The following is a 23,673-nucleotide window of genomic DNA, read 5'->3' on the forward strand; positions in this document are numbered from 1 at the left end:
GAAAAGCAAAACGCAGAAAACAGAAAATAGGGGAAAAAGCAAACATTCCATGGCAAACCCGTCATATCAAGCAAAAAGTCCCGGCCCCCGGGAAAAGGGAGCCGAGACTTCCATAGATTGGAGTACAAAATATGCAGTTCTACATCGCAGTATAGAGCAGAATTGCCAACACCTGGCCGCTTAAAATTCTCAACAGCATAGTCAGGGGATACACAGAGGCGTAGCCCACATTTACAGCTTCAGAGTTAGAAAGCCCGTTGGCGAAAGCAAGAGCCGGAGGATCAGTCATGGAACCGGCAATGGCACCACAAAGACTCAGGTAGTTCACCTTGAACACTACACGACCTACAATGCCCGCAATCATCAAGGGCACGAATGTAATAAGAGCGGCGAGACCCATATAGTAGAAACCATCTCCATTCAAAAGCACGTCAAAGAAGCGGATACCTGCATTCAGGCCAACGCATGTTAAGAACAACGTAATGCCTAATTCACGCAGCATCAAGTTTGCACTTGCCGCCATGAAGAAGTTCAGCGGGCCAATCTTACGCTTGCGAGAAAGAAGAATGGAAACCACCAGGGGGCCGCCGGCAAGGCCAAGCTTCAGCGGGGTGGGCATTCCGGGAATCGCCATCGGGATGGAACCAACAATAATGCCAATGAAAATTCCCAGGAAGGCCGGGATAATTTCCGGATGGTCAAGAGCCTTCAGGGAATCGCCCATTTCCTTTGCCACAGCGTCAATACCTTCGGCAGGTCCTACAACCAGGAGCTTATCAGCGAACTTGATTCTAAGATCCAGGCGTCCGGTAAACTTGAATTCACCACGGACCACACGACTTACGGTAACGCCATAACGTTCCGGGAAGGCCAGGGCTCCAATGGATTTACCAAGCATCTTCTTGTTTGTCACCAGAATGGACCTTGTGGCAAGAGCACTGTCGGATGCCGTAATCGGAGATGTTAGTCTGGAACCGATAACCTTCTCCATGGTAGCAACAGCTTCGGGCATGCCCACAATATGGACTTTATCTCCTTCGAGGATGACAGTCTTTCCATTGGGCGTAGAAATCACTCCATTGCGAAGGAGTCTGGTAATAACCACACCATTGGAAATCAAGTCGGGAATATCCTTAACCTGTATTCCGAACAGGTTCTTGTTTTCCACCAGTAAGCTGACAGAGACAATTTCCTTTCGTGTGGATGCAATTTCTGCAGCATAGTCTTCGGCAGCCTTCTGCGGATTCTGTCTAAAAATCACACGAACAAGGATCATCACCAGGATGATTCCAATGACACCGAAAGGATATGCAACAGCGTACCCGATACCCGTAAGGGATGTATCTGCTCCGGCCGCGACAAAGGCTGAATTTGCGGCACCAAGAGAAGGTGTGTTAGTAACAGCACCGCAAAGCATTCCTATGAGCACGGGTACGTTGTTATGCATATCCGTAAAGAAGTAAAGACAAAGTGTAACGATAACGCCCATTAACACAATACTTACCGCAAGGACGTTCAGTACAAGACCGTTACGGCGAATGGAATCGATAAAACCAGGCCCCACCTGCATACCAATGGTATACACAAACAGAATCAAGCCAAATTCTTGCATAAAGTGCAGAACGTTAGGTTCTACACGAAGGCCCAAATGACCAAGGAGAATGCCAACAAACAAGGCGCCAGCACCACCAAGGCTAATGCCCTTCACCTTGATTTTTCCCACCATGAGGCCCAAGGCCGCGGTAATGGAAAGAGCCACAACCTGCTGAGCCACAGAAGATTTAGTAAAAAGATCTAAGAACCATTGCATAGGAAAAACTCCAGTTTGTAATTACGAATTACTAGTTACGAAGTACGAATTCCAATTAGGCGGCACAGCCGCGATTATGACTCTCGTAATTCATAACTCAAACCTCATAATTATTTTTTGATGCAGCGAACAGAGTAGGCAATGCTCTTGCTGAAGTGTTCGTAGGTCACAGAGCTATCACCGACGCGAACCATGGTGCCGCGGGCGTCATCGAAGGAGTCTGCGGTCCAGAAGCTAGCACTAATACCCTCATCGGCAAACTTACCGTTACTTGCGTAGCGATAGCCGCCCTTCAAGACATTGAGAGCCTTCATGTCAACAGCTTCAAAGTCTGCCTTGGAAGGAAGAGTCCAGCCTTCGGGGCAAATGGTGTTTGCTGATTCATAGGGATAGAGACGGCCATACTTTTCGCAGTTTTCATGATTGCTGCCATAGCAGAAACTGGAGTCAGAGTCAAAGGTGGCCAGATTTTCTGCCATCCAAACCTTGTCACCAATCTTTACAGTCTTGTATGCCTTTTCTACACAGGTAAGGGTATTTGCGGTTTCGTCGTAAGAGCAGGTATTAGCCTTATCGCAAGCGGTAAGAGCGAGTGCAACAGTTGCGGCGGCGAGGAGAATCAGCTTTTTCATTTTTTGTAATCCTTATTCAGCTATCGGATGTTTTTCACGGCGTCATTGACCGTTATTTTTGAGACGAGCCAAATCTAGATGGATTCATCACTTTTGACTAATATTTTGTTTTTATCGTATTGATAAATATTTTTGATTATTCTTTAAAAAAATAATCACTAATTTTTATTATTTAATAAAATTATTCTATAATTAACAATACTTGAGAATTCATAACATTTGCCTATATTTGAAATCATGGAACTTACGCAGCTCAAATACTTTCTCGAAGTGGCTAAAAATGAACACGTAACGCAAAGCGCTAAGAACCTTTGCATTGTACAGCCAGCTCTTACTCAAGCTATACACAAACTTGAAGACGAACTGGGAGTTTCATTATTCAAGACATCCGGTCGAAACATCAAGCTAACCGAAAGCGGTAAATTCTTCTACGAGCAGCTGCAACCCATTTATAACGAAATGACGGCACTTCCCAAAAGACTGCGGGAAATGGCAAATAAGCAAAACAACAATATCAAATTGAACGTTCTTGCCGCATCCGCCCTGATTACAAACGTCGTTATTGAATATAAGCAAACACACCCCAACATCAATATCGACATGGTGCAAAATAAAGAAACCGACCTGCACGACTTCTGCGTCCGCACCTTCAGCACCTACAAGCCTGAGCTAGACAGTTACAAAAACGACGAGTTGTTCGTCCGTTCCGAAAAAATTTACCTTGCAGTTCCCAACACCGCAAAATACAAGAAAATGTCGTCCATTTCCTTGTTCGATGTTGAAGAAAAGTTCATCCGCCTCTACGGTTCAAAGCAATACCGCACAATCTGCAACGAACTTTGCGAACGCGTTGGCTTCAAGCCCGAAATCACCTTCGAAAGCGACAGTTCCGCAGCAATCAAGGAAGCCGTCGCAGGAGGCATCGGAGTTTGTTTCTGGCCCGAAGTCACCTGGGGAAAGATGGACCACAAAAAGGTCAAGCTTCTTGAAATTACAGACTGCGACTTCAAGCGCGACATCGTAATTTCTTATCGTAAGAACAAGCAGGACAGCGCTAGTACAGACGAATTTTACAACTTCATGCTGAAATACGACCCCAAGAAACGCTGGCACAAGAAGCAAGCCCAGTAGGGCCCCGCCGCTGGTATCTTGGCTTACATAAATCAGTTGAGCGCAACAAAGATTCCGAGACGATGTCCCGTCTCGAAACCGAATAGCGTTCCTACATGCATCTCGTAATTCAAGCCAAGCGTTAAGGGTGCACGGCTCAGTCCATACCTAAAGCCTGCAAAGCGGTAACCCGTTTCTGCCGTCATTTTCATGCCATGGTAAGCGTCATCCATTTTGCGATAGGGCTTTTTCAAATTACGGTTTTCGGATTCCTGAAATCGAGCCTGATACAGAAACGTTTCGTTCACGAACCATCCCGAAATATCATCAGAATTCCAAAACGGTTTCCAGGCAATACTGAACTTCGCCCCGACTTCATCGCCAGGCATATAGTTTGCATCTTCAAGGAACGTATTATAGCGGACTGCGGTTCCTATCTGCAAATTCCGAGATACTTCGTATAGAGCGAATGGTTCCACATTCAAACGATGAAAACGGTTCTTCCGAGAACCTTCACCTGGCGGAAAACGCCATCCCAGGTTCAGTCCCACATTATTAAACAAATGCCGCGGCGCCATCATCTTGGCGCCAACGTAAGTCTCGTTAAATCCGTTTACATGAAGATTCGCATAGTTGTGGATATATCCATCACGAATTGAATACTCGTAGCTATAGCTCAGAAATCTAAAGGAACCATCACCATACAAAGAAAACCAAGGGGCGAGAGCAATTTCTGCGGATAGAACCATATCGGCGCTATAAACATCGTCATCTATTTCGGCAAAGCCAAACACACGCACGTTGCTGCGAGGTGCAGAAACAGGATGCACAATTTCTGTAGCCTGGGCAGCAAAGGCTCCAAGCAACAAAATAAAAAGCACTCTATTCACAACACCGAACATTGACAATTCAAATATATTATCTTATAAAAGATCCATGACTAAAAACATCCTAAAAACTTTAAGTCTAAGCAAGTCCGTCATAGCGGTTCTGTTAACCGTTTTGTTCAGCGGTTGTTTTTGGGAAGGTACCGATGATAATGTCGATTCATACCTGACAATGGACGACTCCGAATATCCGTACGCAGGGTTGCCTCGAATCGTTATCGAGACAAAGGATTTTAAGCAAATTAGGGATAGAGAAACAGAAATTCCCGCAAAGTTTCAAATCTACGACAAGGATGGGCCTGCCAGTGATGTATTTGACCTTACGGTTCGAGGACGAGGAAACTCCAGTTTTAAAATGCCCAAGTACGGCCTTAAACTTGAATTCGCTGAAAAACAAAATATGTTCGGCATGCCCGCAAATAAGGACTGGATTCTTATCGCAAACTATGGAGACAAGACTCATCTAAGAAACCACATGATCTTTCGACTATCGGAATGGCTGGGAGCAAGATACACGCCCAAGACTCAATTTGTAGAGCTCTACTTGAACAGGCGATACATGGGGCTTTACCTTTTTACAGAATCAATCAAGGCGTCAAAAGACAGAGTCAACATACCAAAACACGATTATTCCTTCCTTTTCGAAAAAGAAGATTCCAAGAAAATAGACGACCCTTACGTCGAAACAAAAAAGAGTCACTCGTTTCATGTCAAATATCCCAAAAATCCTAGCAAGGAATCATTGGACTTGTTAACCGATCATCTGGATGATTTTGAAAAGTATCTTGACCAGGGACGTTTTCACAACCAGGATAACATAGATACCTGGCTAGACATGAACGACTACCTAACCCAATACTGGTTGCAGGAATACTCCAAAAACGAGGATGGCCGATTTGCCCGAAGCATCTACATGACATGGGAAGATGGAGACGTAATCCACTTCGGCCCCATATGGGACTTGGACTTGGGCTTTGGAAACGAATCCCAACAGGAAAACAAGAATCCTGAAGGGTGGTTCATAAAGAAATATCTTTGGAACAAGTCCATCCTAAACGACAGCCAGAATTGGGCTCAGGCCGCCGAGTTCTGGAACGAAAACCGTTCATTATTCAAGGAATTAATTGACAGCATTCCCATTTACGTAAAACAGATTGAACCGGCCATCAAAAACGAATACAAGCGCTGGCCCATCATTTCAAACACGGAAAACTGGGCTCTCAAGGACCCCTACGATTCCTACGACGACGCCATTAAGGCAATGTCCAGTTGGATGGAAAAACGCTTTAAATGGATCGAGGAGAACCTATAAAAAAGCCTTCGTCGGAAATTCCGCGAAGACTTTTTCTAATGTCAAGGTTTAAGCCTTAAAGTGAATTGCCGAAGCAAATTCGGATAGCAGTTTAGGATCTTGAACCTTTTCCCACAGAGTGCCAGTTACAATAATGTTGGCACCAGCAGCCACACGAACTGCAGCCGTCTGGGGATCCTTGATGCCACCGCCGGTAATGATAGTCATTTCGGTAGCCTTGCGGGTGTAGGCGATATGTTCTACAGGAACGGGTTCCTCCGCACCGCTACCGGCTTCGAGGTAGACATAGCGCATGCCCATGAGTTCTGCAGCAATGGAGTTTACCATGCTGAGCTTGGGCTTGTTAGCCGGAACCGGCATCGTTCCGCTGATGTATTCCACCGTAGTACGCTTGCCACTGTTAATCAACTGGTAAGCCGTAGGAATTGCTTCCATATTCAAGGCGCGAACCAGAGCACCACCACGAACCTGTTCGTCAATGAGATAGTTGGGATTACGACCGCTGACCAAGGTCATGAACAGCATGGCATCAAAACCGGGCACAACCTGTGAGGCTCCGCCCGGGAACAGAACCACGGGAAGATCCACATTGGCCTTAAGGGCAGCCACCTGCTTCGGAAGAGTAAAGTTGCCCAGGTAGGAACCGCCCACCAGAAGCAGGTCAGCGCCGTTTTCAGCAGCCATGGCACCAGCCTTCACAAAGGCAGCCTCGTCAGAAGTATCCGGATCCAAAAGCACGGCAAACAAGGCACCGCGCTTTTCAATTTCCGCATTCAAACGAGCTTCAGTCTTTCCGATTTTCATAATACGCCTTAGTAGCTAAAGATATAGAATCAATATAGAACATTTTACCAAACGTCACGCAGTCTTCCACTAATCAGAACCTCTTTTGAGATTTTTAGCACACTATTTGTTATGTTTGTCCTTGAATTATGGACCTTTTGACAAAAATTAACATTTCCCAAGCCGATTTTAAGATCGATTACAACTCCAACCTATTTTTCATAGGATCCTGTTTTGCCGACAATATTTCCCGCAAGTGGACAGACCGCAAGTTTCAGGTTCAGGCAAATCCTCTTGGCGTAATGTACAATCCTCTTTCCATTGAAAGCTTCTTTAGAAAAATCTTAGATTGCAATAAGGATTCATGGGACCGCTGGGATTATCAAGGAAGTTTATCTGACGAAGAATTAAAAGAAATTATCCATTCAAGTCGCGAATACATCGCCAAGGCCGATGTCATTTTCATTACGCTGGGAACCGCCTTCGTTTATTTCTTGAAGGAATCGGGCAAGGCCGTAGCCAATTGCCACAAGGAGCCTGCCGAACTGTTCGAGAGGAAATTGATTTCTGTAGATGAGGCTGCAAAAGCACTGAGGAATATCGTGACGACATTGCGCCAAATCAATAGTCAAGTTCAGGTCGTCTTTACAGTTTCGCCTATCAGGCACCTAAACGATGGCGCCCATGGGAACAATCTTTCCAAGGCAACGCTACAACTGGCCGTAGATAAAGTCATTCAGGAATTCGCAGGAAACATCGCCGCAGGCTACAACGGCGTAGCATCGTGCAAACCGAACATCGCCGCAGGTAAGTCCAGCGCCGCGGTTTCCTACTTCCCCAGCTACGAAATCGTCATGGACGAATTGCGCGACTACCGCTTCTACGCAGAAGACATGACTCACGTGAATGCAGTCGCTGAGGATTACATCTTCGAGCGCATGCTGGAAACGTACTGCAGCGACTCTACCATCGCACACACAAGATACGTTGAAAAATTCATGAAAGGAGCAACGCACCGCATTGAAGATACGTCGTCCCTACGTACAAAGAATTTCGCCCAATTGCAAATTGAACGTGCAGAAAATTTGGAACACGTAATTAGTGGTCTGGATTTAAGCGAAGAGAAGGAATACTTCGGCAAGTTCATCTAGCCAACCGCCGACAGCGAGATATAAAAACAGGTCTCTGCAGAATTGCAGAGACCTTGTTTCTCATCACTGGATCCTTCGACTTCGGCTGCGCCTTCGCTCAGGATGACGCAGAGAGGAGCCACTCAGCTATTAGCCCAGTTTAGCACGGATCCAGTTGTTGGCATCCTTGATAGCTGCAGCGATCTTTTCGGGTTCGCGGGTACCAGCCTGTGCGCGGTCCGGACGGCCACCGCCCTTACCGTTACATGCAGCAGCCAGGTCGCGAACCATGTCGCCAGCCTTGATGCCCTTGGCCTGAACGTCCTTGCCAACGATCACTGCGATGGAGCCAGCGCCGTTTGCCTTGTTTGCAATGACAGCTACAGCGCCCTTGTCCAGCTTGTTCTGGATACCGTCCAGAAGTTCCTTGTACTTGTCTTCCGGCATGTCGAATTCGCGAACGTAGAGCATGACGCCCATAACGTCCAGACCGCCGTTCAGAACGTCGCCAGCGATCATGGTAGCCAGTTCCAGCTTTACGGACTGGAGAGCCTTTTCAAGAGACTGAGTCTTTTCGAAGGACTGCTGGATACGATCCAGGACTTCGGCATCCTTACAACGGAGACGGTCACGGAGAGCGTTCACGATCTGAGCGCCAGCACGGAGCATAGTCATAGCACCGCGGCCAGTGACGGCTTCGATACGGCGGACACCAGCAGAAACGCTGGATTCAGAAACGATCTTCACCATGCCAATGTTACCGGAATTGGAAACATGCAAGCCACCGCAAAGTTCCTTGGAGAATTCTTCGCCAGCGGCACCCATCTTCACAACGCGTACGGTATCGCCGTACTTTTCGCCGAAGAGAGCCATAGCGCCAGAAGCCTTAGCTTCGTCAACGCCCATGACATCGGTGTGAACCGGCAGGCATTCCATGATCTTTGCGTTCACGATGTCTTCGACCTTCTGAATTTCTTCAGCGGTCATGCCATTGAAGTGAGTAAAGTCAAAGCGGAGGGAATCCGGAGTCACCAAGCTACCCTGCTGCTGTACGTGAGTGCCCAGCACTTCGCGGAGAGCGGCCTGAACCAAGTGAGTAGCGGAGTGGTTGCGACGGATGTCCATGCGACGTTCGTCATCCACAGTTGCCATGAACACGCCACCCATGGTCTGTTCGTTAGCTTCACCCTTCACCACCTTACCGCGGCAGAGAGCGGTGTCGTTCACCTTCACGGTGTCGAACACGGCGATTTCAAGATCCTTGGAAACCAGCATGCCCTTGTCGCCAACCTGGCCACCCATTTCGGCGTAGAACGGGGAAGTTTCAAGAACGATGGAAAGAACGCCCTTGTCTTCGCGGTAGCGGACAACCTTGGTTTCGCAAGCGGACAGTTCGTAACCAACGAAGTTGGTAGAAGCTTCGGAGTACTGGGTCCAGCCTTCGGTACCCATGGTGTTGATGCCCTGCTTCATGTTGGCGCGGGCACGTTCCTTCTGTTCTTCCATGCACTTTTCGAAGCCGGCTTCATCGATGGTGAGGCCCTTTTCTTCGGCGAGGATGCCAGTGAGGTCCGGCGGGAAGCCATAGGTATCGTAAAGCACGAAGACCTTGTCGCCCGGCACAACCTTTGCAGAACCCATTTCAGCAACGATGGCTTCGAAACGTTCGAGACCTGCGTCCAGAGTCTTGATGAAGCGGTCTTCTTCGCTCTTGATGACTTCGGTAACGAAAGCCTGACGCTGACGGATTTCGGGGAAGGCTTCGCCCATGGTATCAGCAAGAACCTGGACCAGCTTGTAAATGAAGGCTTCCTTCTGACCGAGGAGGCGAGCAAAGCGGCTTGCACGGCGGAGAATGCGGCGGAGCACGTAGCCACGACCTTCGTTAGACGGGAGAGCGCCGTCGGCAATAGCGAAGGAAACTGCGCGGATGTGGTCTGCGATCACGCGGTGGGGAGTACCGTTTTCGTCATCGGTGTAAGGAACACCGGAAAGTTCTGCCACCTTGGAAATAATCGGGGTGAACACGTCGGTGTCGTAGTTGCTGCGCTTGCCCTGAAGGATGGCGCAGATACGTTCAAAACCCATACCGGTATCAACGTTCTTTGCCTTCAGCGGAATGAGGGAGCCGTCGCTAATGCGTTCGTACTGCATGAACACATTGTTCCAGATTTCGATGTAGCGGTCATTTTCACCGTTCACGCCCAGGATCGGGTCCTTGAAGGTTTCAGCCTGGGTAGCCAGGTCGCCGCGGTCGTAATGGATTTCGGAGCAGGGGCCGCAAGGACCGGTGTCGCCCATTTCCCAGAAGTTACTGTGAGCGTCGAAGCGCATGATGCGGTCATCGGGAAGACCGGAAACGTCCTTCCAGATCTGCCATGCTTCGTCATCATCCTGATAGACAGTTGCAAAGAGACGTTCCTTGGGAAGCTTCCAAACTTCGGTCAAGAGTTCCCATGCCCAGCTAATTGCTTCCTTCTTGTAGTAGTCGCCGAAGGACCAGTTACCCAGCATTTCGAAGAAAGTGTGGTGGTAGTTGTCGCGACCCACAACGTCGAGGTCGTTGTGCTTACCGGAAACGCGGAGGCACTTCTGGCTGTTGCAGGCACGCTTCCAACCCTTGGGATTGTCACCCAGGAAGATGGCCTTGAACTGGTTCATGCCAGCGTTGGTGAACATCAAGGTGGGGTCGTCGTGAGGAACCACGGGAGAGCTACGGACAAACAGATGGTCCTTGCTCTCGAAGAACTTAATAAAAGATTCGCGCACCTGCGCAGAAGTCATAGTAGGCATAATGTGTCCCTTTATAATTTTGCAGAAATTGCTTCGGCTCGGTCATGTCAGAAAGCATACTTTCTGCCGCGGCGCCCGCCTTGCAACTTTTTTTACGGCGGAAAAGATAGAAAAAAAACGTTCCGGGTCTTCCCCAGAACGTCCTGTTTATGTGGAGGAGAGATGTAAAATCAGTCTGCAACGCGAGTCATCAACATCTTGCAATAGCCATCTTCTACGACAACGTTATCAGGAGAAAGCATGACCTTTTCCATTTCCCAGTTGCCAGTGGCCCAATGGTCAGAGAGTTCAGTTCCTTCAAAGTCATCTTGCCATTCCTGCTTGAAGGTTTTGGACTCAGTATCGTAAGAGTACACGCGAACATAATCGATATACTGAGTCTGAGGACCTGCAGCCAGTTCTTCACCGGTGAACTTGCCTACCCAAGAAACACTCTTGGAAGCCCACAGGTTAAAGCGAAGACTCTGCTGTTCGGTCATGAACGCAACCTGGTCGTGCTTGCGACCATCGGGGTTGCCAATGACGTCACGACGAATTTCCACACTGTCAATTTCCCAGGAAATGTATTCCGGAGTCCATATCATTGCATAAAGATGGAAATCTTCCGTTGCGTCAAAACCAAATTCAGGCTTGGATTCAGAAGTAATCTTGGCATTCTTTTTTACAGTACCATCATCATTCGTCACATTGGGTTCACGAGTAATCAGATTTGCCTGCCAGAATGTGCCGCCCTTGCCCAAAACCTCAATATCAATTTCGTTCCATGGTTCCTCATCAAGTTTCCAAGAATCATCGTAGTAGAGGAACATGGAGCTGACGGAACCCGGAATGGAAACCATCTTCATGCGGGCTTCAAAACGACCATACTTAAACTGGTCTACGCCAGACAACTCCGCACCGTAATAGGTATAGGTAGCATTAGGATCAGTAACTACGGGCTGACCAGGATTTACAACGGGAACATCCGGATTTTCGACGGGCGTTTCGGGAGTAACATCTCCCCCGGGTACAGCAGGCTGGTTCGGATTAACAACCGGAGCGTTGGGATCAGCAGGGACATTCGGGTCCACCACCTCACCGCCGGGAATACCGGGCTGTTCCGGAGTTACAACGTCACCATTTTCACCAGGAACTACCGGCTGGTCAATTTCAGGATTGGAAGGCATTGCCGGGGAAGAACTGGAGTCATCGCTACATGCGGTAAACATTGCCATGGAGGCGACAACGACCATCGGGATAATAAACTGTTTTTTCATAGGATTACCTCTTTTCTGTTACGTGAGTAAAGATACTTTCAAGCAAAAAACATCGCAATAGCGCCAAACACAAACTCAACAAAACTGTATCAAGTGTATTTGAAAACATGTTTTCATGTTCTATTCAAAAAAAGGAAAGGCCGGTTTACCCGACCTTTCCTGCAAAGCAATTCGTTTCAAGGATTCTTTATCCCTTAACTGCGTCACCCATAGAGAACATGGGCATATACATCGCAATGAGCAAGCCACCCACGGCGCCACCCAGGAACACGATAATCAACGGTTCCATCATGCCCACCACGGCATCCACAGCGGCATCCACTTCTTCGTCATAGAAGTCAGCCAGTTTCAAGAGCATGCCGCCCAGGTTACCGGTCTTTTCACCCACACCGGTCATCTGGATCACCATGGGAGGAAAGATTCCTGCTTCTGTCATAGGTTCAGCAATGGACTTACCGCCAGCGATGCCAACGCCGATTCGTGTAATAGCACGTTCCACAACTTTATTCGAAACCGTAGAGGCAACCACCTTGAGGGAGTCCATCACAGACACACCTGCATTCAAAAGCGTACCAAGGGTTCTTGCAAAGCTTGCTGTTGCAGACTTAATCTGGAGATCTCCAAGCTTTGGCACCTTCAGCATTAGGCCGTCCCACGCAAACTTGGCCTTGGGAACCTTCATGGCCATCTTGTAGGCAACAATAAGAACAATAACTCCAATAAATAGGAAAGCGCCATTATCGCGAAGGAAATCAGAAATGTTCATCACAACCTGGGTCGGTGCAGGAAGTTCCGCATCGAGGGCAGCGAACTGTTCGGCAAAGGTCGGCACCACGAAAGTCATAAGGGCAACAACCACCAAGATACCCACGATAATCAACATCACCGGGTAGGTAAGAGCCTTTTTCACCTTACGTTTCAGACGTTCGCCGTTTTCCAAGGTGTCTGCAAGACGAGCAAGAATGCCATCCAAGATACCACCGGCTTCACCTGCTGCCACCATGTTGGTATAAAGAGAGTTGAAGACCTTCGGATGCTGAGTCAAGGCATCTGCCAAGGAGGAACCACCGTTAATGGACTGGGTAACCTTATGCACAACCTTCTTCAGTTCCGGATTTTCGCACTGTTCCTCCAGAATGTTCAAGCACTGGAGCATGGGCAGACCAGCAGAACTCATGGAAGAGAACATTCGAGTAAACCTAGAAATGTCGGCAGGTTTAATACCAGTACCAAACTTAATCTGGATTTCAGTAGGTTTTTTCTTGAGGCTTTCGATAATAAGACGGCGACGCATCAAGAGGGCTTCAGCTTCAGCCTTGTCCTTCGCCTCGATAGAGCCTTCAAACTTATTGCCCTGGCTATTTGTAGCCTTGTATAAAAATTCTGCCATCAGCTACTCCTACACGCCTTCCTTCTGGAAAAGCTGTTCCAGCTGGTCGGGGCTGGGAGAACGGGAAAGAGCTTCAAATCGGTCAACCTTACGGTTCTTGACCAAGTCGCAAAGACACATGTTCATGGTGTTCATACCGAACTTTTGGCCAATTTCGATCATGGATTCAATCTGATGAACCTTGTCATCACGGATCAAAGAACGGATACCCGGAGTCACGTTCATCACTTCGTATGCCATCACTCGACCACCGCCAATCTTCGGCACCAAGGTCTGACATATAACGCCCTGAAGTACAAAGGAAAGCTGGGTACGCACGGTCTGCTGTTCACCCTTAGGGAAAGCATCAACCACACGGTTAATAGTCTGTACACAGGAGTTGGTATGCAAGGTCGCAAAGGCCAAGTGACCGGTTTCTGCAATGGTCAAGGCAGCACGGATTGTTTCCAAGTCACGCATTTCGCCGATAAGAACCACGTCCGGGTCCTGACGAAGAGCCATCTTTAGAGCGGAGGCAAAACTGAAAGTATCGCTACCCACTTCACGCTGGTTGATCATGCAGTTCTGGTGCTTATGCAAAAATTCAATAGGGTCTTCCACCGTCAGGATATGCTCGTGACGTTCCTTGTTAATCTTGTCGATCATTGCGGCCAAGGTAGTGGACTTACCGGAACCGGTAGCACCAGTCACCAGTACAAGGCCAGATGGACGGGTGGTAAATTCCGCCATAATCTTCGGAAGGCCAAGATCCTTGAAGGTCTTAATTTCAAGAGGGATGATACGGAGCGCCAAGGCGACACAGCCACGCTGCAAATACGAGTTGGCACGGAAACGAGCCAAGTTGGCGATGCCGAAAGAGAAGTCACACTCCTTATTCTGTTCAAACGCCTTTTTCTGCTGCTCATTCATCAAGCTATAAGTCATACGCATGGTTTCATCCGGCTTCAGCTTGTCTTCGCCAAGGGGAGTCAATTTACCATGCAAACGAATAAGGGGAGGAGCACCAGCAGTAATATGCAAGTCAGACGCTCCACGCTTCACCATTTCAGACAGTAATTCTTGAATATTGTATGCCATGTCCATGAATATAACATTAAACCCGCACAAGAAATCACGATTTTCTTTCAAAATTCACTAAATAATCGCTATTTTAGAGTCGTAAAAATGAGAAAATCTTTGTTTTCGAAAAAAACAACTGCAATTTTTGGAGTATTGTCGATTCTTGCCCCCCTCCTGCTTTGCGCATGCGGTCAGGAGTCGTTCCAGACTATACCCGCCAAGATATCCAATTTCAAAGGGAAAATCGTGGACGGAGGAACATCGACCTACGAGCAACACAAAGGCCTAGCAACTCTTATAGTTCTCACGGCTTCCTGGTGCCCGACATGCAGAGCAGAGATTCCCCAGCTACACAACCTTTCTTCGGATTTTTACAACAGGGGTTTCAGGATCATCATGATCAGCGAAGACAACACCCCCTTCACAGCAGCCAAGTATAAGAAGGACGCACAAATTCCATGGTCAACCTTCCACTGGAACTATGAAATCATGAACGTCCTAGGAAATCCGGGAGTCATTCCCGTCAGCTATCTTATCAACGCAAAGGACAGTATCATAAAGGTCAATGTAGGCGTATTTGATGAGCAGGAAATGCGCGTCCTAATCGAAGATAACCTACCGAAGAATTAAGCTCGCGGACTAGGGAAGAGAATCACATCCGAAATACTTGGAACGTCCATGGCAAGCATGAACAGACGATCCAAACCCAGAGCTACTCCAGAGCACGACGGCATTCCCGCCTCCAATGCTGCGAGGAAGTTCTCGTCAATTGGAGGCAAAGGCTTACCCATCTGCTTACGGATTTCAAGATCTGCGTCAAAGCGACGTCGCTGTTCTACAGCATCGGTCAGCTCCGTATAGCCGTTACAAAGTTCTACCTGGTCCACAAAGAGTTCAAAACGTTTCGCCCAGGTCAGTCCATCTGCATCCACATAAGTCTGGGCAAGAGCCGCCTGGGAGGGCGGATAATCCAAGATGAACTCCGGACCATTACTAGCTAGGGCAGGTTCAATGATAAAGACCATCAGGTAATCCCACCATTCCTCGCGAGTCAAAGTTTCAGAGCCTTCTGGTACTGGGATTCCGCGAGAAGCGCAGGCTTCCGCAAAATCCTTCATTTCACAATTTACCGGATCAATTCCAGCATAATTCCTGAACGCGTCAATCCAGCGGGTACGGCGCGCATTTATGGGCTTTCCTAAGATTTCGCTCACAAGAGCTTCCACCTCGTCCATAAGCGTTTCCTGGGGCCACCCCACACGGTACCATTCCACCATGGAAAATTCATTGTTGTGATGATTTCCAAACTCATCCTTACGAAAAGAGCGGGCAATCTGGAAGATATCGCCATAACCAGCCGCCAACAATCGTTTCATATGGAATTCGGGGCTGGTCATCATAAAGCGAACCGGTTCCCCTTCCGCGCCAACCTGGAAATAATCCAGCTGAGGGTCCGTACCTCCCGCATTGGAAAGTGTAGGAGTCTCCACTTCAAGAGCGCCCCGTTCTACAAAGAACTTGCGGACCCTATTCATCAAACCTTGACGCTTAATCCAATTTTCTCTAGAACACGTAGGGGCAAAGCTATTTCCAGTTTTCATATTTAATCCACTTTACTCGGCAGCATTAACAACGCAACGAACAGACATGGAAAATTCCTTGTCTACAGGAATGGAAGAAACTTCCTTATCGGTGCTGAACAGTGATCGAGCGTACCCGCGACCATCGCCAACATCGGCGTCTGTCCAAAAATACGCACCTTCACCCAAAATCACGGAAATGTTGTTTTTGTTAGCATAACCACCAAACATTACCGTAAAAGCATAATCATCGGATCCATTGCTGCGAAGTTTTTCAGCGGCATTGTTAGCTCCACCCGCATAAACTTCAAGCATTTTCCAGTCATCGCTGGTAGATAGATGAGAGCCCTCTGGGCAAGCATTCTGAGCAGCATCAAATTTGTACAAGCGGCCAAAATTTTCGCAGTTTTCATCCTCACGATCATAGCACATGGACCGTTCTTCAATCTCGTAATTCAGGTTTTGAACAAACCACTTTGTTCCGTTGATTTCCTTGACCTTGTAGGTTTTTCCGTCACGGGAATCCGTAAACGTTTCAAAGACTGGGCAACGGGCTTCCAGTTCCTTAGCAGACAACATGGAATCAACCTTGGACTGCCACATGGCGCAGAAACGGAAAAGTTCTCTTCCAGGAAGGGCTGAAGAATCCGCCTTGTGCTTTTCAGCCCAGCGATCGACATAGGCCATGTTCACGATTCCAGAATCCGCAATGGAAAGAGCCTTGGCATTTTCCTGCAGAAGCTTGGCAAATTTTTCTGCCACAGACATGGGCGACGACCAGAAACTTTCTTGAATTCCAGAACGCAGCCTTTCGTACAAAGGTGAGGGTTTAGTCAATGTAACCACAGTTTCGATATAATGCGCAGGAGACGCTTCGCAATCAGGTTTATCTTCAACTCCCCTAAGCGTATCCAACTGAGCCCAGCATTCCTCGACACAAGACTGCTTATCCTTGCCCTTCTTGGGACAGGGAACCCACATGGTTGTGTCAACCTGTTCCTTAATCGGTTTTGCAAAGGGCTTTGTCTTGGCTACGGACTTTGTTACAGCACCCAAGGTTTCAATGGCATTTGTATTGCCGGCAACACCTTCGCCCAAGAGAAGATTCACCACCTTAAGACAGGACTCCATTTCCTTACCGTTGGAGCAAACCTTTGTACCATAACCATAGGCGAATTGGCTAGGACAGCTTTCAAAGGACTCACTAGGCATGGCCTTGAAAATCTTTTCGTAAACTTTTACTGCATCGTTTGCCGAAAGCTTACCACAATAAATTTCTTCGGCTTCGCCCTTCTTCACAATTTTTTGAGCTGTAGCCACATCACCTGCATCAATAGCTTCGCGCAGAGCATCCTGTGCAAAAACAGGCATCGAAAGCGCTGTAACTAAAAGTGAAATGCTTAGAAAATCTTTCATATTTGTTCCCTATCCAAATTACCGGACTACAATATACAAAACCGACCACAACAGGAGTTGTAAATTTTTCCTACATTTAACGCCATGATTGATGCAGAAAAAATCCGTAGCGAATTTCCTATGTTAGTGGCAGGCGACAAGGAAGCCAAGCCCCTAGCCTTTTTAGATAGCACCGCCACCACCCAGAAGCCCGCTTGCGTCATCGACGTAATGAACGACTTCTACCGAGAACATTACAGTTCCGTAAAACGTGGCGTGTACCGCTTGAGTGCTCGCACTACCGAGGCCTACGAAGCTACACGCAAGAACATTGCCAAGTTCATTAACGCAAAGTCCGAAAGCGAAATCGTCTTTACCCGCGGCACCACCGAAAGCATCAATCTGGTGGCCTGGAGCTATGGACGTAAGTTCTTTAACGCTAGCGACGAAGTTCTGATCAGCGGTCTGGAGCATCACGCCAACATCGTTTCCTGGCAGATCGTTGCAGAAATGAAGGGCGCAAAAATCAAGGTCATTCCCGTAAAGGATGACGGCGATTTGGATTTGAATGCGCTGCCGAGCCTGCTGACAGAAAAAGTGAAGATGGTGGCCGTGACCCACGTGAGTAACGCCGTAGGTACCGTGAACCCCATCGAAGAAATTATTAAGACGGTGCGTAAGTTGGCCCCTCAGGCAAAGGTCCTGATTGACTGCGCCCAAAGTTCTTCACACTTGAAGATCGACGTGCAAAAGCTGGACTGCGACTTTATCGCATTCAGCGGCCACAAAATGTACGGCCCTACAGGCATCGGCGTGCTTTACGGAAAGTACGATGTTCTGGATTCCATGCCTCCTTGGCACGGCGGCGGCGAAATGATCAAGAACGTCACCTTCGAAAAAACAACTTATGCCGACGTTCCCGAGCGCTTCGAAGCAGGCACTCCTGCCATTGCAGAAGTTATCGGACTGGGCAAGGCTGTAGAATGGCTGCAAGAAATTGGCCTAGACAACATCCGCGAACACGAAGAAAAGATTGTGCAGTACGCCTTGGAACAGCTGGCAACCATCCCGCAGATCAAGGTGCTTGGCAACCCCAAGAATCGCGGTGCACTCATCAGTGTAACGCTTGATGGAATCGCCGTCAGCGACGCCGCCATGATTCTTGACGAAGAAAACGTCGCTGTGCGCAGTGGCCACCACTGCGCTCAACCTGTCATGGACAGGTTCGGCGTAGACGCAACCCTGCGTCTATCCTTCGGCGTGTACACACTTGAACGTGATGTAGACCGCTTTATCGCAGGTATCAAGCGAGTTGTTAGACTGTTCGCTTAAAGCAATCACAACAATCGACAACATTTTCAAGCACCTTGTTCAAAAGGTGCTTCTTTATTATATTCGTAACGTATTAGACAATCCTGTTGACTGGGGCGTAAGCATCCCCGAATGGGCACACAAACCTTTTGCAAAAGACGCTGGATAGCTGACCGGAACACGACCGGTTCGAGTTCGCTACCTTGGGTAGCGCAGGTAACGCCAGAGAATACCTCTGCCATCGAACTTTGCAAATTATCCTAAAAGGAAACATTTTTCTACTTGAGCCGTAAAGACGGCTCCTTCCACGCATTCAGACAATGCGGTTTTCTTTGACATGGAATGATTATGGCTTTCTAAGTTGAGCGAACTACATGTATCTTGAATGTAAATAAAAAATATTGACACATAAATAAAAAATATTTATACTTATGTATGAAGTTGTAATTAAAAAGAAAATTGTAAAGTCAGTTGCATGCTGGGTTGAAACAGAGCAAGGAATACAAGTGGAGGTAACGTATGTTGGCAGTCGTGAGAGCGCCCCGTATGCCAAAAACTGAGCCAGCATGTTTCTCTATTCAAGGGAACGTGCCTGAATATGTGATGAAATATCTGCGTAGTAAGTTTAACGACGTTCAAGTTTTTGAGCCCGAATCATGCTTTACAGAAAACGATTCTGCAGAAGATGACGAAGAATTAATCCGTTGGGAAGATTCAGGACTTGAAGAAAAATTTCAATCCATGACAACCCCTGGCGAAAGTCTCAAGCTTCTTCGTACCAACTTCAAGATGACCCAGCGTCAGCTTGCCGAAAAAGTGGGCATTGCAGTGCAGGCAATTTCTGCCATGGAGCGCGGTCGCGCACCCATCGGTCGCAAGATGGCTCATAAGCTGGCCGATGCACTAGGAACAAGCTACAAGAACCTGTTTTGGTAAAAGCAGAAATAGCACCTATAAAAATTCCCCGGCACAGTGGTGTCGGGGATATTTTATAACCGATGCTGACCTTCGTCGGCATGACTCTTAGGCTAGAGTTTAATCCTTGATGCAGCGGAGTGCATGTGCCCCCATTTTGTACGAAGTCGAAATATGAGATTTACTAGATCCAAGTATCCATTCATAAGCAACATCGGCATTTTTCTGAGTTGCAGTCCACCACCAACCCGCATTACCAACTTGACCGAACATACCTTCCGAATCGCCCCAACCAGAGGGAAGAGCACTAAATCCAAAAGAGTCCTCTGTAGTGTGTTGCCACCCCATCTGCGACGGCATCAAGTAACGAGAATCATGCGTTTCAACATCAAGAGCTTGCCATTCCCCACTTGTCGGGACGTGCCATCCCTCAGGACAAATCCCCCTAACGTTTCCTTGAAACTCGCACAATTTTCCATAACCACATTTTTGCTGAGATTCCTTATAGATTTGCACAGAATCAATTACGGCAGCCCATGTATAAAGCCTTCCCGTAACATTGCAATACGCATTGTTATTCTCATAACACCAAGACTTTCCCTTTAGGCTAGGCGACGTTACGCTATCTCCGTAGTTCAAGTTTTCCGCCATCCAAACCTGTTCACCAATCTTTACTGTTCTGTAAACCTTACCGTCACGAGAATCCTTAATGGAGTCATACGCAATTTCGGGATTAAAATATGCATCCTTAGGAAGATCCCAACTCCATTTATCGTTTCTGTACCACTTCTTGTTGTAGCACAAATAGCGATTGATTAATTCATCTCCTTCATCAAAAATATTTTGCCATTCTTGATGACGTTTATGGGTGCAGCCATCAATTCCTAGAACGTAGTCGAACTCGGTGGTGGCAGCCCGCCAGCCTTCGCTTTCGTCAAACACGTAATAATTTTCGGGATGCAGGAACCCGCGGCGCCAGGCACCATCTACAGTATCATTCCAGCTATAGATATCGTCTTCGGTTGCAGAACCTGCCACCCATTTGCCGTAATAGCAGTAGTAGGATTTTCCCTGGAACACTGCAATGGAATCCTGCAAGCGGGTGCGGCAGCCTCCAATCGAGGCTTCCAGATCCGTTGCGATTTCCCAGCCCGCAAGGCTATCCTTGTCCGTATCCGCGAAGTCGCAGACATAGACATTTGCAGAATTGACTCGGCCCTTCAGCAGGTCGCCATCCGTTTCCTCGGTGCAGTTTTTGCGGGCTTCGTACGTATCGTTGTACCATTCGGGAGCATCCACCCAGCGGAATGCGGTGTCCACCAAATCCGCAGGATTTTCTGCACATACATAGTAGAGTTCCTTCAGCTTGACTGCGCTGGTGTCGCCGGCAACGGCAATTTTTCCATCGGCGGTATTTTTCTTTCCGGTGCAGGCAAGTCCGCCGTTCTTATAAAGCACGCTGTCCAGACGGGTGCCGCGGCGCCATTCCGAACCGTCAAACACATAGACGAACTTCGGATTTATGCGGCCATTACGCACATCGCCTTCGATAGCGTCGTCATAGCGGTAGGTATCGTACTGCGCCACCGTAGCCGTATCCCAGGAACCCGCCTTACAGATATAATAGACGGAGTCGATTTTACCGATGGAGTCCGCGATAGATTCCGTGCATCCGCCAAATGTCTGTTCCGCAAAGGAAGTCGTTCTCCACTTGGTCTTGTCAAAGACGTAAATGTTTTCGGTAACATCGCCCTTCTTGATTTCGCCGTCACGACCGTCGGCCCACTTGTAGGTATCCTTCTCGAAGTCCGTGGCGCGGCGCCATTCCTTCGTATCGCAAATGTAATGGACACTTGCGTTTTCGCTCAGTCCATTCTGGTTCTTCTTCACTTCGCCCTGACGTTCTGTAGTGCAAAGATCGAGACCGTAATTATACCACCAGAAACGCTTCACATACTTTTCAAATCCGGGAACATCGCCAAAGTCCCAGCCTTCCACGTTTTCACGAATGTGGGTTAGGCCCTCGGACAGGGATTGTCCTTCGGCCCAGTCAGCCATGGCGACCTTTGTTTTTTCGTCGTTCCATTCGCCGTCGGATTCCACATCGTTTGCGTAGTTGGCCAAAAGTTCGCTAAGCTCGGCCTCGGCACGATTCCCCTGCATCAGCACAGAAACAGCAAGCAGAGCCGCGTCGCCCTCGCCCTTGTTAAAGATGTTCAAGTCTTCAAAATTTTCCGCAATATTTTCAATGTAGAAGGACGCAAAAATTTCTTTCTCGGCCATGCGCTTTGCCGCAGCCACCTCCATGCCGCCCTTCACCAGGACCCGCATACGATCGTAGGCCAGGTGGGTCAGCAAGTTGATGTTCACCGTCTCTCGATTTTCCAAATCCGTAACCGCATTCAGCGTAATCTGGCTGGTAGATTTCTGACCGGAGACTTCGTTACGGTAATAGCCGTCCGCTTCCAGGAGCGCATATTGGGAAACAAGGTTGATCTCCGCCAGGGAGAATTCGCCAAGGTCGCTCTTGATCTTTCCGGTAAAGCTCTTGCCCGTCTGAATCAGGCCAGCATCCTGCAATTCGTAAAGATGCACCGAGGAACCGTTGAGGAACGGACCCTTCTGGGAAACGCCCGCCACTTCCTTGTCGGTGATGGCGATGCCCTTGGTCTCCTCGCTGGAGCCACCTGTGGTCTTATCCTTGTCATCGCTACCGCAGGCCGCAAGCAAAAGCAGCAGCGCAAGCAGCAGACATTCTAAAATCTCGATAAAATTTTTCGGACGGCGCTTCATTACTTTTCAATCAGTTTCGTCAAGGGGAACATCTGCAAATTTAGTCTATAAATCTGTTCCGTTTCATCGGACTCCGTCGCAATGGCGATAATTCGGCGGCGGCACTTGGCCAGTTCCGTTTCAATCTTTCCATAGACATTCTTGGGAATCCCCAAGGTGATGCCGCTAAAGTGCCGTTCCGATTCCGGCATGCCGTCCAGCGCCTGCAAGGCCAACTGCCCCATCTGACGGTGCATGCATTTTAACGTGGCGGGAACATTCTCGATATCCCCCGTCGAAATGGACTTACCTGTCTGATGATAGACGCCCTTCTTATCTTTTACCACGAGCCCGTGACGCAGCAAAAAATCCAGCGTGTCCGCGACCTCCTGCGCATCAACATGCTGCAGACACTGTTCCGCCATCTTCTCGAAGGACGCCCCCGGCATGGAAGGTGCAAGTTCCCGCAGCACAGGATTTTTCCAGGACTCAAAATAGCTGTAGATGTCGTCATCGATGACATGCACCCGATGCTTCATCCCCAGAGAAACCATCTCCTGAAAGAAAGCCTCCTTCTGGAAAGAATCCTTGGCGTTGTCATACTCCACCATCAGTACAAAGTAACGAAACTTGAAACTCACCAGCTTCATGGCCGTAGCCACCTGGGCGGCCCCCTCTGCAGTCAAACGGGTCTTGCCGTCGCAAACCAACTTAAGGTACGAACCCGAAGCATAGCCCGCAAGAGCCGCAAACTGACGCCACGTAAACTTGGCCTCTTGCTTGCGCTCCTTATAATAATCCAGAATATACTGACGGTAGTCCTGATACTCGATGATCGGTTTCATAAAAGGAAATATAAATCAAAAATCTTCTCTTGCATATTGCTTTTTTGCAATCCAATCATACCTAAACCGATACAAAACCTGAGACTTAAGCTCAGGATGATTATCAAAGAACTCCGGTTCTATATCGTATGAAAAACCGCAATGGAATTCATCATCCCAGTAGTCAGCCTGATTGTCTTCCCTGGTAAAGTCATACTGTCCCAACACCCGGAAAGTCACCGGTTCAACAGCCAGTATGTCGGAGCAATGGCTCCGAAGCGCACCATTTTCAAAAACTACATCATCAAAAATTGTGAGGTCATACCCGCAGTGAAGCCCTTCTTCGCCACCTACAATAGAATAAAGATGCAAAACCAAAATCGCAGGACAGTCGCCACCGTGTGCAGGAAGTACTATCTTACCTGCATAATGGCAACTATTCCCTTCAAGAGCTCCGCCAGACAGCAAGACACTGTTGGGAGCACTGCTAAAATTTGCATGAGCCATCAAATCGTATCGTCCCGTAGGCTTGTCGCAAAACGCAAATGCCGCCAGGAACAAAACAGCCAATATTACACGTTTCATTGGATCTCCTAGTTATAGCGTTATTAATAACGTCAAGGACTTTTGACTACAAAAACGAATACACGGTCCCCATAATTGCCGGCAATAACCTACGGCACATTTTTAATGCCGTAGGTTAATTCAAAAATC

General features: G+C 48.1%; 19 protein-coding genes. 6 read left to right on the top strand and 13 right to left on the bottom strand.

What is annotated here, in order from left to right:
* Positions 1–139: 139 nt before the first annotated feature.
* Positions 140–1,810, bottom strand: a complete 1,671-nt coding sequence (locus tag MJZ26_00780; GenBank protein MCQ2104302.1) for a putative transporter — start codon at positions 1,808–1,810, stop codon at positions 140–142.
* A gap of 110 nt (positions 1,811–1,920) precedes the next feature.
* Complete coding sequence (locus tag MJZ26_00785) at positions 1,921–2,442, bottom strand: hypothetical protein (protein ID MCQ2104303.1); 522 nt, start codon at positions 2,440–2,442, stop codon at positions 1,921–1,923.
* A gap of 237 nt (positions 2,443–2,679) precedes the next feature.
* Here MJZ26_00785 and MJZ26_00790 point away from each other — a divergent pair, with 237 nt between their 5' ends.
* The gene (locus tag MJZ26_00790; GenBank protein ID MCQ2104304.1) at positions 2,680–3,573 is read left to right on the top strand and encodes a LysR family transcriptional regulator; all 894 of its coding nucleotides are present in this window, start codon (positions 2,680–2,682) and stop codon (positions 3,571–3,573) included.
* A gap of 32 nt (positions 3,574–3,605) precedes the next feature.
* Here the strand turns inward: MJZ26_00790 and MJZ26_00795 are convergent, their stop codons facing one another.
* Positions 3,606–4,433, bottom strand: coding sequence for a hypothetical protein (locus MJZ26_00795; GenBank protein MCQ2104305.1), 828 nt, complete (start codon positions 4,431–4,433; stop codon positions 3,606–3,608).
* 55 nt (positions 4,434–4,488) lie between these two features.
* On the opposite strand from MJZ26_00795, the gene MJZ26_00800 reads away from it, so the two are divergent.
* The gene (locus tag MJZ26_00800) at positions 4,489–5,751 is read left to right on the top strand and encodes a CotH kinase family protein (GenBank protein MCQ2104306.1); all 1,263 of its coding nucleotides are present in this window, start codon (positions 4,489–4,491) and stop codon (positions 5,749–5,751) included.
* 48 nt (positions 5,752–5,799) lie between these two features.
* On the opposite strand, the gene MJZ26_00805 is transcribed toward MJZ26_00800, so the two are convergent.
* Entirely contained in the window at positions 5,800–6,555 is a 756-nt protein-coding gene (locus tag MJZ26_00805) for a geranylgeranylglyceryl/heptaprenylglyceryl phosphate synthase (GenBank protein MCQ2104307.1), read from the bottom strand.
* A 128-nt stretch (positions 6,556–6,683) separates the two neighbouring features.
* On the opposite strand from MJZ26_00805, the gene MJZ26_00810 reads away from it, so the two are divergent.
* Positions 6,684–7,685, top strand: a complete 1,002-nt coding sequence (locus tag MJZ26_00810; GenBank protein MCQ2104308.1) for a GSCFA domain-containing protein — start codon at positions 6,684–6,686, stop codon at positions 7,683–7,685.
* 129 nt (positions 7,686–7,814) lie between these two features.
* On the opposite strand, the gene alaS is transcribed toward MJZ26_00810, so the two are convergent.
* The 4 genes from alaS to MJZ26_00830 form a co-directional block, all read right to left on the bottom strand.
* Positions 7,815–10,457 (bottom strand): alanine--tRNA ligase, encoded by a 2,643-nt coding sequence (gene alaS / locus MJZ26_00815; GenBank protein MCQ2104309.1) that lies wholly within the window; start codon positions 10,455–10,457, stop codon positions 7,815–7,817.
* A gap of 170 nt (positions 10,458–10,627) precedes the next feature.
* Positions 10,628–11,713, bottom strand: a complete 1,086-nt coding sequence (locus tag MJZ26_00820) for a family 16 glycosylhydrolase (GenBank protein MCQ2104310.1) — start codon at positions 11,711–11,713, stop codon at positions 10,628–10,630.
* Positions 11,714–11,900: 187 nt separating this feature from the next.
* Complete coding sequence (locus MJZ26_00825; protein ID MCQ2104311.1) at positions 11,901–13,103, bottom strand: type II secretion system F family protein; 1,203 nt, start codon at positions 13,101–13,103, stop codon at positions 11,901–11,903.
* Positions 13,104–13,112: 9 nt separating this feature from the next.
* Positions 13,113–14,180 (bottom strand): type IV pilus twitching motility protein PilT, encoded by a 1,068-nt coding sequence (locus tag MJZ26_00830; protein ID MCQ2104312.1) that lies wholly within the window; start codon positions 14,178–14,180, stop codon positions 13,113–13,115.
* Between the two features lie 87 nt (positions 14,181–14,267).
* Between MJZ26_00830 and MJZ26_00835 the strand changes: the two genes are divergently transcribed.
* Positions 14,268–14,792, top strand: coding sequence for a TlpA family protein disulfide reductase (locus tag MJZ26_00835; protein MCQ2104313.1), 525 nt, complete (start codon positions 14,268–14,270; stop codon positions 14,790–14,792).
* On the opposite strand, the gene genX is transcribed toward MJZ26_00835, so the two are convergent.
* Positions 14,789–15,763 carry an EF-P lysine aminoacylase GenX gene (gene genX, locus MJZ26_00840; GenBank protein ID MCQ2104314.1) on the bottom strand — a complete coding sequence of 325 codons (975 nt, stop codon included), beginning with the start codon at positions 15,761–15,763 and terminating at the stop codon, positions 14,789–14,791. The genes MJZ26_00835 and genX overlap by 4 nt on opposite strands.
* A 12-nt stretch (positions 15,764–15,775) precedes the next feature.
* Positions 15,776–17,158: a hypothetical protein gene (locus MJZ26_00845; protein ID MCQ2104315.1), complete on the bottom strand. Its 1,383-nt coding sequence runs from the start codon at positions 17,156–17,158 to the stop codon at positions 15,776–15,778.
* Positions 17,159–17,242: 84 nt separating this feature from the next.
* Between MJZ26_00845 and MJZ26_00850 the strand changes: the two genes are divergently transcribed.
* Positions 17,243–18,469: a cysteine desulfurase gene (locus tag MJZ26_00850; GenBank protein MCQ2104316.1), complete on the top strand. Its 1,227-nt coding sequence runs from the start codon at positions 17,243–17,245 to the stop codon at positions 18,467–18,469.
* Positions 18,470–19,051: 582 nt separating this feature from the next.
* The gene (locus MJZ26_00855) at positions 19,052–19,384 is read left to right on the top strand and encodes a helix-turn-helix domain-containing protein (protein ID MCQ2104317.1); all 333 of its coding nucleotides are present in this window, start codon (positions 19,052–19,054) and stop codon (positions 19,382–19,384) included.
* Between the two features lie 99 nt (positions 19,385–19,483).
* On the opposite strand, the gene MJZ26_00860 is transcribed toward MJZ26_00855, so the two are convergent.
* Genes MJZ26_00860 through MJZ26_00870 form a run of 3 tightly spaced genes read right to left on the bottom strand, consistent with a single transcriptional unit; the run spans position 19,484 to position 23,544 of the window.
* Complete coding sequence (locus tag MJZ26_00860) at positions 19,484–22,156, bottom strand: hypothetical protein (protein MCQ2104318.1); 2,673 nt, start codon at positions 22,154–22,156, stop codon at positions 19,484–19,486.
* Positions 22,156–22,980 carry a TIGR02147 family protein gene (locus MJZ26_00865; protein ID MCQ2104319.1) on the bottom strand — a complete coding sequence of 275 codons (825 nt, stop codon included), beginning with the start codon at positions 22,978–22,980 and terminating at the stop codon, positions 22,156–22,158. The genes MJZ26_00860 and MJZ26_00865 overlap by 1 nt, the downstream gene beginning before the upstream one ends.
* A gap of 15 nt (positions 22,981–22,995) precedes the next feature.
* Positions 22,996–23,544, bottom strand: coding sequence for a hypothetical protein (locus MJZ26_00870; protein MCQ2104320.1), 549 nt, complete (start codon positions 23,542–23,544; stop codon positions 22,996–22,998).
* Between the last annotated feature and the right edge of the window lie 129 nt (positions 23,545–23,673).

It is taken from the genome of Fibrobacter sp., assembly GCA_024398965.1.
Taxonomy (GTDB): Bacteria; Fibrobacterota; Fibrobacteria; order Fibrobacterales; family Fibrobacteraceae; genus Fibrobacter.